The organism is Tessaracoccus sp. MC1865 (genome assembly GCF_017815535.1).
Classification (GTDB): Bacteria; Actinomycetota; Actinomycetes; order Propionibacteriales; family Propionibacteriaceae; genus Arachnia.
On the sequence record NZ_CP072596.1, the window covers coordinates 166,283 to 183,889 of the forward strand.

Genomic DNA, 17,607 nt, shown 5'->3' on the forward strand with positions numbered 1-17,607 from the left:
GCCGGTTACCGCAACTCGACGAAGCTGAACATCCCGGCGGCGGCGTTTCGTGTCAGCTTCCCGTCGGCGTCCTTCTCCACGATGATGATGCGCTGCGACGCGGGCAGCACCATCCGGCCGCCGGGGGCGAGCTGCGCCTCCAGGTCCTCCGGCACGCTCCCGCCGTCGGCCGAGACCAGGATCCGGTCGTAGGGAGCCGATTCGGGCCAGCCCAACACACCCTCCTCCGCCTCCTCGAAGCGCGCCCACGGGAACCGGTTGTCCATGTGCAGGCGACCCATCTGCACGAGCTCAGGCACGATGTCCACGCCGACGACCGAGCCGCTCTCACCCACCAGGTAGGCGAGCAGGGCGGTGGTCCAGCCCGAGCCGCTGCCCACGTCGAGCACCTTGTCTCCGGGTTGCGGGTCCAGATGCTCCAGCATGTAGCGCACCGTCCAGGGTTGCGAGTTGGTCGCGTCGTGACCGATCGCCAGCGCCCTGTCCAGATCAGCGAAGGGCTTGACCTTCGGCGGCAGGAAGTCGGCGCGCGCCACCACGTCGAATGCGTCGTCGAGCTTCGTCATGTCTCCAGTCTGCCCCGTCGCGCTGCGCGGGGGGTGACAAAGAGGCGCCGCACGTGGTGTGCGGCGCCCCGTGGCAACTCCTGCAGGAGGGATCAGCCCTCGCTGCCCTCCTCGACAACTTCCGAGCGGATCTCGCGCTGACCGCCGGAATGGGCGACGGACACCTTGCGCGGCTTCGACTCCTCAGCCACCGGCAGCATGACGGTGAGGACGCCGTCGGTGTAGTCGGCCTCGATCTTGCCGGCGTCGATGCCGCGTCCCAACATCAACTGGCGGGCGAACGTGCCGGTGGCGCGCTCCCGCGTCAGCCACTGGGTGTCCTCCGCGGCCTTGCTCTGGCGCTCGGCGCGGATGGTGAGCGTGCGGTCGTCGATGTCGATGTCGATGCTCGACGGGTCAACGCCAGGCAGGTCGATCTCGGCCACGAAGTGATCGGCCGAACGATAGACATCCATGTTCATGCCCGGCTGGGAGGTGGAGCGCTGCTCGAACAGGCGCTCCATGTCGCGGAACGGATCAAACGTGCGTGCCATGGTTTCCCTTTCTCTGTGTGCAGCTCGGGGTTGAGCCTCTTGGACTCAAGTTTAATCCGAGACCGCGGTGAGTCAAGCCCGGGTTGAGCGAACTGCGCTCAACTTTATTTTCTGCCGATCGGCCGACTGTCGCCCGTCAATCGCCGCGTTACGCTGGGTTGGTGACTGGAGCGACGCGCCGCAGGGGGTGGCGGGCAGGCCTGTGGGTGCTGCTCGCCGTGGCACTGACCATGGGCGGTGGGTACCTCGTCTGGTCCGGGCTCCAGGAACGTCCGCCGGGGGAGACCCCGGAACCCAGCCGGCAGTTCTCCATGAGCGCCGAGGAGGCCATCGCGGCCAGGCCGTCGGCGGCCCCCGACGTCGAGCCGCTCGTGATCGAGGAAGAGGCCAAGGCTGAACTGGGGCCGTTCGTGCGTACCGAGCCGGTCGAGGAACCTCCGGCCGATGGTGACGGTGGCGGAAGCTTCGTCAGTCGCCTCCAGATCCCGTCGATCTACGTGGATGCCGGCATTGTGAACCAGGGAGTCTCCGCGGACAATGCGATGACTTTGCCGCGCAACCTCTCGAAGGTGGGCCTTCTCAACACCGTCCAGCCGCTGCGGGCCGGCACCGGGTCCACTCTCCTCGCCGGCCATGTCGTCTACAGCGGGGACCGCGGCGCTCTCTACTACCTGGGGGAGGTCGAACCGGGCGCCAGCATCAGCACCTGGGACGACCGGGGCCGACGCCAGGAGTGGGTGGTCAGCGGCGTGCACCTGTACCGCCAGACCGAGCTCCCGGACAGGCTCTTCGCAACAGACGGCGAACGCCGGCTCCACCTGGTGACCTGCGGTGGGGATTTCATCCGGACGAGCCGCGGCTGGATCTACTCGGACAACATCGTCGTGACCGCCGTCCCCGTGTCGTAGCCGCGCGTAACTCCGTGAGGTAGGAGGGGCGAGCTCGACGTCTTTTTCCCGCCATGATTCACTTGCGCCCGCCAATCCCCCCACAATGCGCTGACCAGCCGCTCAACCCTTTGCAGGCACGTAAAGAATTGCCTGAAAGTTCATTACCAAAAGGTGGCGACAAACGGGCCCGTGGGGGCATATGGTGCTGAACAAGGGTTTAAAGGGGGGCACCGTCCGGCGTGGGGGACAACTACTGACACAACGGTCATTCCCTGACGTACGACAGACGCCTCCTGGCCGATCCCGGGGCAGCTGCGGCGCCGATAGCCGTGGCCCCCGCAGACCGAAGTGGGGAAGATTGATGTCTGGGCAGTCGCACACATTAGGCCATGTTCCATGGCGAAGCCGCACGTGGAGAGTGGTCTCCACCTGGTCCGCGTTCATCCTCGTACTCCCGCTGATGGGAATGCTCGGAGCACAGGCCGATACTGACGCGCCGGGGGAGGTGACCCCCGCCGTCGCTGCGATGGCCGAGGAATCCCCCACCGTGACCCTGACGGAGGCTGCGCCGGAGGAGACTCCAGTAGCGCCGGAACCGTCAGTGAGTGAAGAGGCGCCGCCGCTCGAAGAGCCGGCGCCACCGCCGGCAGAGGAGCCGGTGCCGGTTGAGGTGGTTGAGGAGACCGCGCCCGAACCAGAGCCGGCTCCCGCACCGGCGCCTGAACCGGTGAGCGAAGAGCCGGCCACCGTGGTCGAGGAAGCGGCGCCCGTTGAAGAAGCGCCTGCTCCCGCCGAAGAGGCCGCACCGGAAGAGCCCGTGAAGGAAGAGGCGGCCCCGTCGGTCGCCGTGGCTCCCGAGGGTGAGCTTCCTGCGCTCGACGAAACCGCACCACTCGCCGCCCCGGAAGCCGAGATCGGCGTCCTGGCAACAGAGGACTGCAGTGTCGACGCGTTGACGCCGATCAACTGGAGCGGTTCGCCGTCGTTCGTGTACGACGCCTGTGGCAGCGAGACGGACGACGTGTTCGTGCAGGGATCTCACGAACCGGATCCGCCGTCAACCTGGAAGCAGAGCGACGCGGGTGTGGGACAGAGCACCGATCTGGTCAGCGCAGCAGTGGACATCGCCTACGTGGATGGCAAGCCGACGCTCTATTTTGGGTTCAACCGCTTCTCCGGTAGCGGCGACGGCGGCTTCTACCTGGAACTGAACCAGAAGCCAAACGTGGTCAACAGTCACGACGCCACTGTGCCCAACCGCACGGTGGGCGATCTGCGCTTCGTCCTGGCTACATCGACCAATGGCGGCTTTACGCAGCCCACGGTGTTTGAGTGGAACGGAACGACGTGGGTGGAGAAGTCCGTCCCGCCCGGCGCCTTCGACTACGCCTCAGAAGGCGACACGGCAGAGTTCACCTTCGACCTGACGGCTCTTATCGGCCAGAACGGCGGGCAAATCGAGTGCGGCCGCCTGTCGTTCAACTCCGTCTATCTGCGTTCGAGTGCCTCTTCGCAGGAGAAGTCCCAGCTCAAAGACTTCCTCACGGGCTCTGTCGATGTTGACGCGTGCCCTGGCCTGGACATCGAGAAGCGCGACATGGACGGCGACCTGGTTGGCGGGGCGACCTTCCGCATCTCGCCTGACCCGCGTGACCGCAGCATCGCCTCGGTGACCGTCACCGACAACGGCGCGGGCGACGACTCCGACACGCTCGGCATCATCCGGTTCGACGAGGCCAAGAACGGCGTGTACACGATCGAAGAGATCACGCCGCCCACCGGCTTCCTGCTGCCCGCCCTGGCGGGCCGCACACAGCAGGTCACCGTCGGGTTGACCGACGACGTGAGCGTCGTGTTCGTCGACCCGCAGGTCCCCACCATGACCAAGACCGCCGTCGCCACCTTCCACGAGACCTACGTGTGGGCCATCGAGAAGACCGTCGACGGTGAGACGGAAGTGACCTACCACGTGGGAGGCGAGGCCCCGGTCGTCGCCAACTACGAGGTTGAGGTTTCGCTCGTCGAGGTGCAGCGCTCGGCGTACTCACTGACCGGTGTCATCACCGTCAGCAACCCGGATGTCGCACTGAAGGCCTCGTTGACCGACCAGCTGGCTCCGGGGATGGACTGCACCGTCACCGGCGTGGCCGCCGGCACCGGAAATGTCGAGCTACCCATCGGAACCAGCACCTTCAACTACTCGTGCATCAGCAACGGGCAGCTGGGTGATGTTCCGCTGAGCGGCACCAACACCGCCACGCTGAAGGTCAGCAAGGCGAACTGGGCCACCGCGTTCCCGACCGGCGCAGATGATGCCACGGTCACCGCCACGGCCGACTACATGTTCGGCTCGTCGACCAAGACCAACCAGAGCGTGACCGTCACCGACACCTTCAACGGCTCGACCACCACGCTCGGCACCGTCACGGCCAATGACGCCGGCACCTCGGTCACCGCAGTGGGCACCACTGCCACCGCCACGGTGTCCGGGACGACGGCGACGTTCACTTACACCAGGAACCTCGCGCCCAACACCCAGGGCGACGAGTGCGCGGTGTACGACAACACGGCAACCATCACGCAGACCCAGCAGACCTCGGAAACCGAGGCCACGGTCTGTGTGCCGGACATCACGCTGACCAAGACCGCTTCGCCCACCACGTACGACTCGGTCGGCGACGTGATCACGTATACCTTCCTGGCCACCAACACCGGCCAGTCCGTCCTCACGAACGTGACGATCTCTGATCCGCTACCCGGCCTGTCCGCCCTCGTCTGCGTTCCCGCGCAGCCGACGACGCTGGATCCGGGAGAGTCGATGCAGTGCACCGGCACGTACGCGGTGACGCAGGCGGATCTCGACTCGGGCTCGGTCTACAACGTGGCCACCACCACCGGCACCCCGCCGAGCGGCCCGCCGGTGACCGACACCGATGACGAGACGATCACCGGCGACAAGCTCCCGTTGATCGACCTGGTCAAGACGGCGGATGTGGAGAGCTACGACGAGGTGGGCGACGTGATCACCTACACGTTCGTCTCCACCAACACGGGCAACGTGACGCTCACCGATGTGACGATCACGGACCCGCTGCCCGGCCTCTCCGACCTGACATGTGATCCGGCCCAGCCGGCAACGTTGGCCCCGGGGGAATCGATGGAATGCACGGCCACCTATGAGGTGACCCAGGCCGACCTCGACAACGGTTCCGTTGACAACACCGCCACCACCGTCGGCACGCCGCCGGAGGGTGAGGATGTCACCGACACCGACGACGAGACCGTGCCTGCAGAGCAGATGCCGGCCATCAGCCTGGTCAAGACGGCGGACGTCGCGACCTACGACGCCGTGGGTGACCTCGTCACCTACACGTTCCTGGCCACCAACACCGGCAACGTGACCCTCACAGATGTGACGATCACCGACCCGCTGCCGGGCATGTCAGCCCTCGTCTGCGATCCCGCGCAGCCGACCACGCTTGATCCCGGGGAGTCGATGGAATGCACCGCCACCTACACGGTGACGCAGGCGGATCTCGACGCCGGCTCGGTCTACAACGTGGCCACCACCGTCGGCACGCCGCCGGAGGGTGAGGATGTCACCGACACCGACGACGAGACGGTTCCGGGTGACCAGAATCCGGCTATCTCCCTGGTGAAGACGGCTGACCGCGAAGAGTACGCCGAAGTTGGCGAGATCATCACCTACACCCTGCTGGCCACCAACACCGGCAACGTCACGCTGACCAACGTGGTCATCGACGACGAAGTGCTCGGCGTCGAAGACGCCTTGTGCGCCGAGTCGTTGGCTCCGGGGGAGGAATGCGTCATCGAGTTGAAGCACGAAGTGACGCAGGCGGATCTCGATGCCGAGTTCATCCACAACATCGCAGTGGTCGAGGGAACGGCGCCGGATGACGAGATCGTGACCGACGAGGACGACGCCCTGGTCGAGGCTCCTGCCCCGTCCGAACCCGTCCTCACGCCCGGGATCGACCTGGTGAAGCACGCCGACAAGGCTGGCCCCGTCCGCTTCGGCGACCGGATCATGTACAGCTTCACGGTGACCAACACCGGTGAGACGCTGTTGACCGACGTCCGCGTCGATGATCCGAAGCTGAAGGCTGCGGGCATCTCCGTCACCTGCCCGGTGACAGAGCTGGATCCGGGTGAATCCACCACCTGCGCCGCAACCGCGGCCTACGTGGTCACGGCCGCCGACGTGGCGGCGGGCAAGGTTCTCAACCTGGCGACGACGACAGGCCTCACGCCTGACGACAAGCCCGTGACGGATCAGGACGATCACCAGGTGCCGGCAGAGCCCACCCCTGCACCGGCAACGCGCCCCATGGCCCCGGCCCCGAAGCCGATGGTCAGGAGTGGTGATCCCACAGGTACCGGTCCCGATTCCGGGCTGGTGCTCACCGGTGTGGCGCTCCTCGCGCTGGCCGGCGGTGCCGCGGCGATGGCAGGCAAGAAGCGTCGCCGTAGCTGAGGCGTGACCTCCGGACAGGGCCAGTCCCCCGTCCCCGTCCGGAGGGCTGCCGGGTCCGGCCTCGACTGGATCGAACAGGGCCGCCCCTGCGTCAAATGACGCAGGGGCGGTTCACTGTGACAAAAGTCACGGCGGGAGGCGACAAAAGTAACTTACGTTACGTAAATGCGTTGCTTAATTCGGAGATGCCTGTCGGCTGAACGGATGACAGTCTCGCGCAGCTCGAGTGCAGTTTCTTTCCCCGATGTCGGGCGCATGGGCACATTCCGCGCTCAGGAGGGGAGCCATGGCACCCGAGCAGCGGGCGTTTACGGATCTTGTGAAAGTCCTGAGTGACGGGGAAAAATAGAAACTTCCTTACGTTGTCTCCGAGACAGAAACGCAAAGGTGCCCTACAGTGCCTTCTAAGGGGTAACAAGGGGGGAACCTTTCGACCTCGGGGGACGGTTGTGTGGAACTGGTTGTCGCCAGTTCCGTGGCTGCTTTTCCTCTGACTTCGAGATGACCTCCCTCGGCCATCCCCGGGGAAGCAGAAGGCGCGCAGAGCCGCTGCTCCCCAGGAGATCCGAAAGAGGAAGTCACATGCCTGGGCAGTCGCACACCACAAGTCATCATTCGTGGCGGAGCCGTACGTGGAGGCTTCTCTCCACCTGGTCCGCATTCATCCTGGTGCTCCCACTGATGGGGGTCCTGGGTGCCCAGGCCGATACCGAGAGCACCCAACCCGAATCGCCGGCGGCAATCGCGCTGGAGGAGGGCTCCGTGACCCTCAGCGAAGTGGCGGCGGAGAGCCCCACAACTGCCCAGGTGACTGCGGAGGAGACGCCGTCGGAGGCGCCCAGCGCCGAAGCGGTCCCCGTCGAAGTGGTCGAGGAGACCACCCCGGAGCCCGTGGTGACGGAGGAGCCACCAGTTGTGGAGGAACCAACTGAGCTTCCGGAGCCGGCGCCTGCTGTGCAGAAGCCAGCCGCGCAGAAGCCGACTGTGGAGAATCCTGCGGCTGAAGAGCGGGGTAATCCCAAGCCAGAAGAACCAGCCAAGACCTCAGATGCCCTGGCTCCCGAAACGGTGGAGCCGGCTGAGCCGATCGCGAATGTGGGTCCGATGATGGATCCCAAGGCTCTACTGGCTCCGCAGGCCAACGTTGGCGGCATTCAGGCGCGACTTGTCGACCATCACGGGTTGACAGAGTCCGATTCGACGAACTGCATCCGGTACCGGCCGGCTGCCACCTCCACTTCCAGTGGTTGGGTCTCTCCCGGTCAGGAAGCACTCACCGCCCATGGCTACGACAACTCCTGCCCCAGCACGCTCGACACAGGCAAGCAGAGCGCCATCGGTTTCACCCCGTCGTCGGTGACGGACCTGCCGCTAGGTACTTCGGTGAGCCTGGGCACCATCAAGCACTACAACAACCCCATCACCGGAAATGCAGATGAGCGCTACACCGGCACGATGCAGGTGCAGTTGCCCGGTGTTCAGAGCAGCCCGATCTTCAGCTTCCCTTGGACTTTGTGGGAGACGCCGAACGACTCCAACCAGCCGGACGACTACGTCAAGATCACCGTTCAGTCGCCAGAGCAGATCATCTACCTCAGTGATGGGGCCGGTGGCACGTTGCCTTACCGCATGGTGCTCAGCGGCTTCGCGAGCAGTTGCACGTCGGGCACCCCGAAGAGTGAGTGGTGGACGAAGGAGCGGTCGACGACGACGTCGCAGCTCTGCGCCCAGCTCACCCAGGTGCGCAGCCTTGAAATTGTCAAGCAGGTGCAAGTGCCCGCTGGTTACAACGGCACCGTCCCGGCTTTCGGCTTCGATTCCAGCACGACCATGACCAACCTCGACGGTGTTCCTTCCTTCTGGAAGGACGACTTCTCGCTGACCCCAACCGCGACTACGGCCGCCACCACCGGGTCCAAGTCGGTACTGGTGCCCAATCAGGACGTCACCGTTTCCGAGAAGCAAACGTCCGGCTGGGAATTTGTATCGGTGGTGTGTCAGGGAGTGGGTGTCACCACATCGGGGTCGTCCATCACCTTTGACGGGGTGGAAGTGAAGAAGGCTTCCGAACTGCCCGTGAAGTGCACCTTCGTGAACCGCCCAACGATGAAACCGCTGACGATCGTGAAGACGACCAGCAATCCCACCTACACGCAGGCGTGGACGTGGGCAATCGACAAGTCGGTGACTCCGGCCAATACCGTGGCCAACCCGGCGGTGAGCCCCACCACCTTCACCTACGCGGTCAAGGTGACCCCGGCCAAGGGTCAGCGCAGCGACGGGAAGTACACGACGAACCTCACCATCAAGAACGACAATGCGTTCCCCATCTCGAACGTGCAGCTCGTTGATACGCCCTGTGTCGTGAATGAGCCCACGTTCAACTTGGCGGCGGGACAGACGAAGACCGTGACGTTGAACTGTTCAGCGCCCGCCGTCGCCAACGGCACCAATACGGCGACCATTTCCTGGACCAGCCCGTACGGGCAGACGGGGAACGCCTCCGCCAGCGCGAACTACAGCTTCGACAACGCGACGGCGGTGCCGGGTGCCAACGCATCCATCAAGGTGGCAGACACCTTTGCCGAGTTTGCGGCCAAGTACCCGAACTCGACGGTGCAGGGCACCGCGGGTGTCAAGACCTTCACGTATGACGTGACCCACACCTCACCCGCTGGGCAGTGCCGTGAGTACACCAACACCGCGAGCATCGTGGAGACCGGACAGAACGACAGCGCCAGCGCCAAGGTGTGCAACCAGGCTGATCTGGAGACATCGAAGAATGTGATCTCCAGCATGGATCGCACCTACGCCTGGTCCATCGACAAGTCCGTCGACCAGTCCGAGGTCTACGTGGACGCGAACGGCCAGGCCTCGGCCGATTACACCGTGACCGTCACCGAGGGCGCGGCAACGGATTCCAATTGGTCGATGACCGGTCAGATCACCGTCGTCAACCCGAACAACTACAAGGACGCCATCGTCAACGTGACGGACGCCACCAGCATCGGCGGATCCTGCAGCGTCGTCGGAGGAGTGAACGCTTTGGTGCCGCGAGCCGGCCAGATCGTTCTGGACTACTCGTGCACTTGGAACCAGAAGCCATCGAGCTATGACGGGGTCAACACTGCAACCGTGCACTGGGCTGACCAGTCTCGGCCGTCGGTCTATGCGGCGCCGTTCTCGGCCGCCGACTGGAACATGACCGAGAAGGTCAAGCAGGCCGTCGTCTCGGACACCTTCCCGTCCCTCGCTGACGAATACTCGGCTGCCGAGCGCACCTTGGTGTGGTCGCAGGCAGGTAAGAAGCACGAATTCACCTACACCCATGTCTTCGCTGGGAACGACCTTCCCGCTACCGGAGAGTGCCGTGAGGTTGTCAACACGGCAAGCTTGAACATTGGTGGTCAGGATTCAGTCAAGACGTCCATCTGTGCCGCTGACATCTCGTTGACGAAGTCGGCCTCCCCGGCAACTTTCAGCGCTGCAGGTGACGTGATCACCTACACGCTGACGGCGAAGAACACCGGGCCGGTCACGCTCACCGATGTGAGCATCACCGACGGCGCACTCGGCGCGACCGATGCCTTCTGCGCGGAGGAGTTGGAACCGGGTGAGACCTGCATTGTTGAGCTCACTTACAACATTCTCCAGACCGATGTCGACTCGGGCAGCTTCTACAACACCGCCACGGTGACGGGTACCGACCCCGGCGGCAATGACCTCACGGACACCGACGACGAGACTGTCACGGGGCGTTATGCGCCGGCCATCTCGCTGACCAAGACAGCAGGTGTTGCCAACTACGACCAAGTGGGCGATGTGATCACCTACAAGTTCGTGGCGAAGAACACGGGCAACGTCACGCTGACCAACGTCTCGATCGCCGACCCGCTGGATGGCCTTTCGGCTCTGGTGTGTGCCCAGCCGGTCACGCTGGCTCCGGGGGAATCGTTCGAGTGCTCGGCCACCTACACGGTGACCCAGGCTGATCTCGACGCGGGTTCTGTGGACAACACCGCCACCACCGTCGGCACCCCGCCGGTCGGTGAGCCGGTGACCGACACCGATGACGAGACGGTGCCGGCTATCCAGTCGCCGTCGATCGAGCTGACCAAGGACGCCGACGTGGCGACCTACGACGCGGTGGGTGATGTGATCACCTACACGTTCGTGGCCACCAACACCGGCAACGTGACGTTGAGCAATGTGACGATCGCCGACCCGCTGCCGGGCCTCTCGGCGCTGGTCTGCGCCCCGGTCCAGGGCTCCACCCTGGCTCCGGATGCCACCATCACCTGCACCGCGAGCTACACCATCGGCCAGGGCGACCTTGACCGTGGTTCCATCTACAACCTCGCCACCACCACCGGCACGCCGCCGGCGGGTGAGGCTGTGACGGCCACGGACGACGAGACGGTCACCGGCGACAAGTTCCCGGCCATCTCGCTCACTAAGGACGCCGATGTGGCGAGCTATGACGCGGTGGGTGATGTGATCACCTACACGTTCGTGGCCACCAACACCGGCAACGTGTCGCTGAGCAATGTGACGATCTCTGATCCGCTGCCGAACCTCTCGGCACTGACCTGTGACCCGGCCCAGCCCACGACGTTGGCGCCCGGGGCCTCGATGGAGTGCTCGGCCACCTACACGGTGACCCAGGCTGACCTCGACGCGGGTTCTGTGGACAACACCGCCACCACCGTCGGCACCCCGCCGGTGGGCGAGGATGTCACTGACACCGACGACGAGACCGTCCCGGCGACCCAGTTGCCCGCGATCTCCATCGTTAAGACGGCCGACGTGGCCACCTATGACGCGGTCGATGACGTGATCACGTACACGTTCCTGGTGACCAACACCGGCAACGTCACCCTGACTGATGTCCAGGTGACTGATCCGCTCGAGGGCCTTTCGGCGCTGGAGTGCACGCCGGCGATGGGCGCCACCTTGGCTCCGCAGGAGACCATGGAGTGCTCTGCCACCTACAGCGTCACCCAGGCAGATCTCGACAACGGTTCTGTCGAGAACACCGCCACCACCGTCGGTACGCCGCCGGTGGGCGAGGATGTCACCGACACCGACGACGAGACGGTGCCGGCCACCCAGTCGCCTGCGATCGAGCTGACCAAGGACGCCGACGTGGCGACCTACGACGCGGTGGGTGATGTGATCACCTACACCTTCATCGCCACCAACACCGGCAACGTGGCGCTGAGCAATGTGACGATCTCTGATCCGCTGCCGAACCTCTCGGCACTGACCTGTGATCCCGCGCAGCCCACCACGCTGGCGCCCGGGGCCTCGATCGAGTGCTCGGCCAGCTACACGGTGACCCAGGCCGATCTCGACAACGGTTCTGTGGACAACACCGCCACCACCGTCGGCACGCCGCCGGTCGGTGAGCCGGTGACCGACACGGACGACGAGACGGTCCCGGCCACCCAGTCGCCTGCGATCGAGCTGACCAAGGACGCCGACGTGGCGACCTACGACGCGGTGGGCGACGTGATCACCTACACGTTCGTGGCCACCAACACCGGCAACGTGACGTTGAGCAATGTGACGATTTCTGATCCGCTTCCCGGCATGTCCGAGCTCACCTGCGTCCCGGTGCAGCCGGCGACGTTGGCTCCGGGTGCCACCATGACCTGCACCGCGGCCTACGCGGCGACGCAGGCTGATCTCGACGCCGGCTCGGTCTACAACCTGGCCACCACCGAGGGCACCCCGCCCGCGGGTGAGCCGGTGACCGACACGGACGATGAGACAGTCACGGCTGCCGTCGAGCCGGCGATCCTGCTGGTCAAGACGGCTGACGTTGAGAGCTACGACGCGGTGGGTGATGTGATCACCTACACGTTCGTGGCCACCAACACCGGCAACGTGACCCTCACGAACGTGACGATCACGGATCCGCTGCCGAACCTCTCAGACCTGACGTGCGTCCCGGCGCAGCCGACCACGTTGGCTCCGGGGGAGTCGTTCGAGTGCTCAGCCATCTACACGGTGACCCAGGCCGACCTGGACAACGGTTCTGTGGACAACACCGCCACCACCACCGGCACCCCGCCCGTCGGTGAGCCGGTGACCGACACCGACGATGAGACCGTCCCGGCCACCCAGTCGCCTGCGATCGACCTGACCAAGGACGCCGACGTGGCGACCTACGACGCGGTGGGTGATGTGATCACCTACACGTTCGTGGCCACCAACACCGGCAACGTGACGTTGAGCAATGTGACGATCGCCGATCCGCTGTCGGGTCTCTCGGCGCTGGTCTGCGCCCCGGTCCAGGGTTCCACCTTGGCTCCGGATGCCACCATGACCTGCACCGCGACCTACACCATCGGCCAGGGCGACCTCGACCGTGGTTCCATCTACAACCTCGCCACCACCGAGGGCACCCCGCCCGTGGGTGAGCCGGTGACCGATACCGACGACGAGACCGTGACTGCGGCCACCGAACCGTCGATCATGATCGTGAAGACCGCCGATGTGGAGTCCTATGACGCGGTGGGTGATGTGATCACCTACACCTTCGAGGTGACCAACACCGGCAACGTGACGCTTGACGATGTGACCGTCTCTGACCCGCTGCCGGGCCTCTCGGCGCTGGTCTGTACTCCGGTTCAAGGCTCGTCCCTCGCTCCGAACGCGACCATGGAATGCAGCGCCACCTATGCCGTGACGCAGGCAGATCTGGACGCGGGTTCTGTGGACAACACTGCCACCACCGTCGGCACCCCGCCGGTCGGCGACGATGTGACCGACACCGACGACGAGACGGTGCCGGCCAGCCAACTGCCCGACATCGATCTGGTCAAGACGGCGGATGTTGAGAGCTACGACGCGGTGGGTGATGTGATCACCTACACGTTCGTGGCCACCAACACGGGCAACGTGACGCTCACCGATGTGACGATCTCTGATCCGCTGGAGGGGCTTTCGGCACTGACGTGCGTCCCGGCGCAGCCCACCACGCTGGCGCCCGAGGCCTCGTTCGAGTGCTCGGCCACCTACACGGTGACCCAGGCCGACCTGGACAACGGTTCGGTGGACAACACAGCCACCACCGTCGGCACGCCGCCGGTCGGTGAGCCGGTGACCGACACGGACGATGAGACCGTCCCGGCCGCCCAGTCGCCTGCGATCGAGCTGACCAAGGACGCCGATGTGGCGAGCTACGACGCGGTGGGTGATGTGATCACCTACACGTTCGTGGCGACCAACACCGGCAACGTGACGCTCACCGATGTGGTCATCACGGATCCCTTGGAGGGTCTGTCGGACCTGACGTGCGTCCCGGCCCAGCCGACGACGCTGGCGCCCGGGGCCTCGTTCGAGTGCTCGGCCACCTACACGGTGACCCAGGCTGATCTGGACGCGGGTTCTGTGGACAACACCGCCACCACCGAGGGCACCCCGCCCGCGGGTGAGCCGGTGACCGACACCGACGACGAGACGGTGCCGGCCAGCCAACTGCCCGACATCGACCTGGTCAAGACGGCGGATGTGGCGACCTACGTCGCCGTGGGCGACGAGATCACCTACACCTTCGTGGCCACCAACACCGGCAACGTGACGTTGAGCAATGTGACGATCTCCGATCCGCTGGAGGGCCTCTCGGCGCTGGTCTGCGCCCCGGTTCAGGGTTCCACCCTGACTCCGGGTGCCACTATGACCTGCACCGCGGCCTACGCGGCGACGCAGGCTGATCTCGACGCCGGCTCGGTCTACAACCTGGCCACCACCGAGGGCACCCCGCCCGCGGGTGAGCCGGTGACCGACACCGACGATGAGACAGTCACGGCTGCCGTCGAGCCGGCGATCCTGCTGGTCAAGACGGCCGATGTTGAGAGCTACGACGCGGTGGGTGATGTGATCACCTACACCTTCGTGGCCACCAACACCGGCAACGTGACCCTCACGAACGTGACGATCACGGATCCGCTGCCGAACCTCTCAGACCTGACGTGCGTCCCGGCGCAGCCGACGACGTTGGCTCCGGGGGAGTCGCTCGAGTGCTCGGCCATCTACACGGTGACGCAGGCCGACCTGGACAACGGTTCTGTGGACAACACCGCCACCACCGTCGGCACGCCGCCGGTCGGTGAGCCGGTGACCGACACCGACGACGAGACGGTGCCGGCCAGCCAACTGCCCGACATCGACCTGGTCAAGACGGCGGATGTTGAGAGCTACGACGCGGTGGGTGATGTGATCACCTACACGTTCGTGGCCACCAACACGGGCAACGTGACGCTCACGGACGTGGTGATCACGGATCCGCTCCCGGGTCTCTCGGCACTGACCTGTGATCTCGCGCAGCCCACCACGCTGGCGCCCGAGGCCTCGATCGAGTGCACGGCGACCTACACGGTGACCCAGGCCGACCTGGACAACGGTTCGGTGGACAACACGGCCACCACCACCGGCACCCCGCCGATTGGTGACGACGTGACCGACTCGGACGACGAGACGGTGCCGGCGACGCAGTCGCCTGCGATCGAGCTGACCAAGGACGCCGATGTGGCGAGCTACGACGCGGTGGGTGATGTGATCACCTACACGTTCGTGGCGACCAACACCGGCAACGTGACGCTCACCGATGTGGTCATCACGGATCCCTTGGAGGGGCTGTCGGACCTGACGTGCGTCCCGGCCCAGCCGACGACGCTGGTGCCCGGGGCCTCGATGGAGTGTTCGGCCAGCTACTCGGTGACCCAGGCTGATCTCGACGCGGGTTCTGTCGACAACACCGCCACCACCGTCGGCACGCCGCCGGTGGGCGAGAATGTGACGGACTCGGATGACGAGACGGTGCCCGGCACCCAGTCGCCTGCGATCGACCTGACCAAGGACGCCGACGTGGCGACCTACGACGCGGTGGGTGACGTGATCACCTACACGTTCGTGGCCACCAACACCGGCAACGTGACGCTGAGCAATGTGACGATCACCGATCCGCTGCCGAACCTCTCGGCACTGACCTGTGATCCCGCGCAGCCCACCACGCTGGCGCCCGGGGCCTCGATCGAGTGCTCGGCCAGCTACACGGTGACCCAGGCTGATCTCGACGCGGGTTCTGTCGACAACACCGCCACCACCGTCGGCACCCCGCCGGTGGGCGACGATGTCACCGACACCGACGACGAGACCGTCCCGGCCACCCAGTCGCCCGCGATCTCCATCGTCAAGTCGGCCGACGTGGCCACCTATGACGCGGTCGATGACGTGATCACGTACACGTTCCTGGTGACCAACACCGGCAACGTCACCCTGACTGACGTCCAGGTGACGGATCCGCTCGAGGGCCTCTCGGCGCTGGAGTGCACGCCGGCGATGGGCGCCACCCTGGCTCCGCAGGAGACCATGGAGTGCTCTGCCACCTACAGCGTCACCCAGGCAGACCTCGACGCCGGTTCTGTCGACAACACCGCCACCACCGTCGGCACCCCGCCGGCCGGCGATGACGTGACCGACACCGACGACGAGACGGTGCCCGCCACCCAGACGCCCGCCATCCAGATCGTCAAGTCTGCGGACCTGACGAGCTACGATGCGGCCGGCGACGTGGTCACCTACACGCTGACGGTGACCAACACCGGCAACGTGACGCTGTCCGATGTGTCCGTGTCCGACGAGATGCTCGCCGTGGATGCCGCGGCCTGTGCGGCGACCCTGGTTCCGGGAGCGAGCTGTGAACTCAGCTTCGAGTACACCGTGACCCAGGCCGACGTGGATGCGGGCAGCATCTACAACCTGGCGTCGACCACGGGTACGCCTCCCGGCGAGAACCCGCCGGTCACCGATGAGGATGACGAGACCGTGCCCGGGGACCAGTTCCCGGCCATCGAGATCATCAAGACCGCTGACGTCGAGTCGGTGGACGCTGTCGGTGACGTGGTCACCTACACGCTGACGGTGACCAACACCGGCAACGTGACGCTGACCGACGTGGTCATCTCCGACGAGATGCTGGACATCGAGAACGCGCTCTGCGCCGAATCCCTGGCCCCTGCCGAGCAGTGCTCGGTGGAGCTGGAGCACACGGTGACGCAGGCCGACCTCGACGCCGGCGAGATCGTCAACGTCGCGACGACGACAGGTACGCCTCCTGGCGACAACCCGCCGCCCACCGACGAGGACGACGAGACCGTCGTGGTTGACCAGCTGCCGGCGATCTCGCTCGACAAGTCGGCGGACAAGGTGCAGTACGTGGTCGTGGGTGAGGTCATCACCTACAACCTCCTCGCCACCAACACCGGCAACGTCACGTTGACCGACGTGGTGATCAGCGACGAGATGTTCGACCTGACAGACGTGCTGTGTGCCGAGTCGCTGGCCCCGGGGGAACAGTGCCTGATCGAGCTCAAGCACACCGTCAGCCAGGGCGACATCGATGCGCGGTTCGTGCACAACATCGCGGTCGTCGAGGGCACCGCCCCCAACGGTGACATCGTCACCGACGAGGACGACGTCCTGGTCGAGTCTCCCGAGGTTCTCCCCGGCAGCGGCGACATCGAGATCATCAAGAGCGCCAACGTTGCCGGGCCGGTGCGGCTCGGGGACAAGATCGTCTACAGCTTCAAGGTGACCAACACCGGAGATACGACGCTGACCGACGTCAGTGTCGATGATCCGAAGCTGAAGGCGGCGGGCATCTCGGTGACCTGCCCGGTGACCGAGCTCGCGGCCGGCCAGTCGACCACTTGCACCGCTTCGGCGGCCTACGTGGTCACCGCGGCAGACGTGGCGGCGGGCAAGGTGCTCAACGTCGCGACCGTCACGGCGATCCCGCCGGACGGCAAGCCTGTCACTGACCAGAGCGACCACCAGGTGCCGGCGCGCCCCGCTCCGGCCCCGAAGCCGATCGTCAAGAGTGGCGACCCGACGGGCATGGGGACCGATACCGGCCTCATCCTGACCGGTGTCGCGCTGCTCCTGATGGCCGGTGGAGCTACCGCGATGGCGACGAGGAGCCGTCGGCGTAGCTGAGTTGTGAGTCTCCGGGGCGGGTATCGTCCCCCCATCCCGCCCCGGAGGCCCGCCTGGTTCGCTCACCACGGATCAGAAGGACCGCCCCCGCGCCTGATGGCGCGGGGGCGGTTCTGTTG

General features: G+C 65.5%; 5 protein-coding genes. 3 read left to right on the forward strand and 2 right to left on the reverse strand.

The features are described 5' to 3' along the window. Positions 1-5 precede the first annotated feature (5 nt). Together J7D54_RS00700 and J7D54_RS00705 are read right to left on the reverse strand one after the other, a co-directional pair. Positions 6-566: a protein-L-isoaspartate O-methyltransferase gene (locus J7D54_RS00700; RefSeq protein ID WP_182762972.1), complete on the reverse strand. Its 561-nt coding sequence runs from the start codon at positions 564-566 to the stop codon at positions 6-8. A 92-nt stretch (positions 567-658) separates the two neighbouring features. Beyond that, entirely contained in the window at positions 659-1,099 is a 441-nt protein-coding gene (locus J7D54_RS00705) for an Hsp20/alpha crystallin family protein (protein WP_076063374.1), read from the reverse strand. 161 nt (positions 1,100-1,260) lie between these two features. Between J7D54_RS00705 and J7D54_RS00710 the strand changes: the two genes are divergently transcribed. From J7D54_RS00710 to J7D54_RS00720, 3 genes are all read left to right on the forward strand, one after another. Next, positions 1,261-2,007 (forward strand): sortase domain-bontaining protein, encoded by a 747-nt coding sequence (locus J7D54_RS00710; RefSeq protein ID WP_182762971.1) that lies wholly within the window; start codon positions 1,261-1,263, stop codon positions 2,005-2,007. 442 nt (positions 2,008-2,449) lie between these two features. Beyond that, positions 2,450-6,484 (forward strand): DUF11 domain-containing protein, encoded by a 4,035-nt coding sequence (locus J7D54_RS00715; RefSeq protein ID WP_182762970.1) that lies wholly within the window; start codon positions 2,450-2,452, stop codon positions 6,482-6,484. Positions 6,485-7,246: 762 nt separating this feature from the next. Further along, positions 7,247-17,488 (forward strand): choice-of-anchor K domain-containing protein, encoded by a 10,242-nt coding sequence (locus J7D54_RS00720; RefSeq protein ID WP_182762969.1) that lies wholly within the window; start codon positions 7,247-7,249, stop codon positions 17,486-17,488. Positions 17,489-17,607 lie beyond the last annotated feature (119 nt).

Excerpts from the sequence above, each read along its gene's own strand:
- J7D54_RS00715 (WP_182762970.1), top strand. The coding sequence starts at position 2,450 with ATGGGAATGCTCGGAGCACAGGCCGATACTGACGCGCCGGGGGAGGTG.
- J7D54_RS00700 (WP_182762972.1), bottom strand. The coding sequence starts at position 566 with ATGACGAAGCTCGACGACGCATTCGACGTGGTGGCGCGCGCCGACTTC.
- J7D54_RS00705 (WP_076063374.1), bottom strand. The coding sequence starts at position 1,099 with ATGGCACGCACGTTTGATCCGTTCCGCGACATGGAGCGCCTGTTCGAG.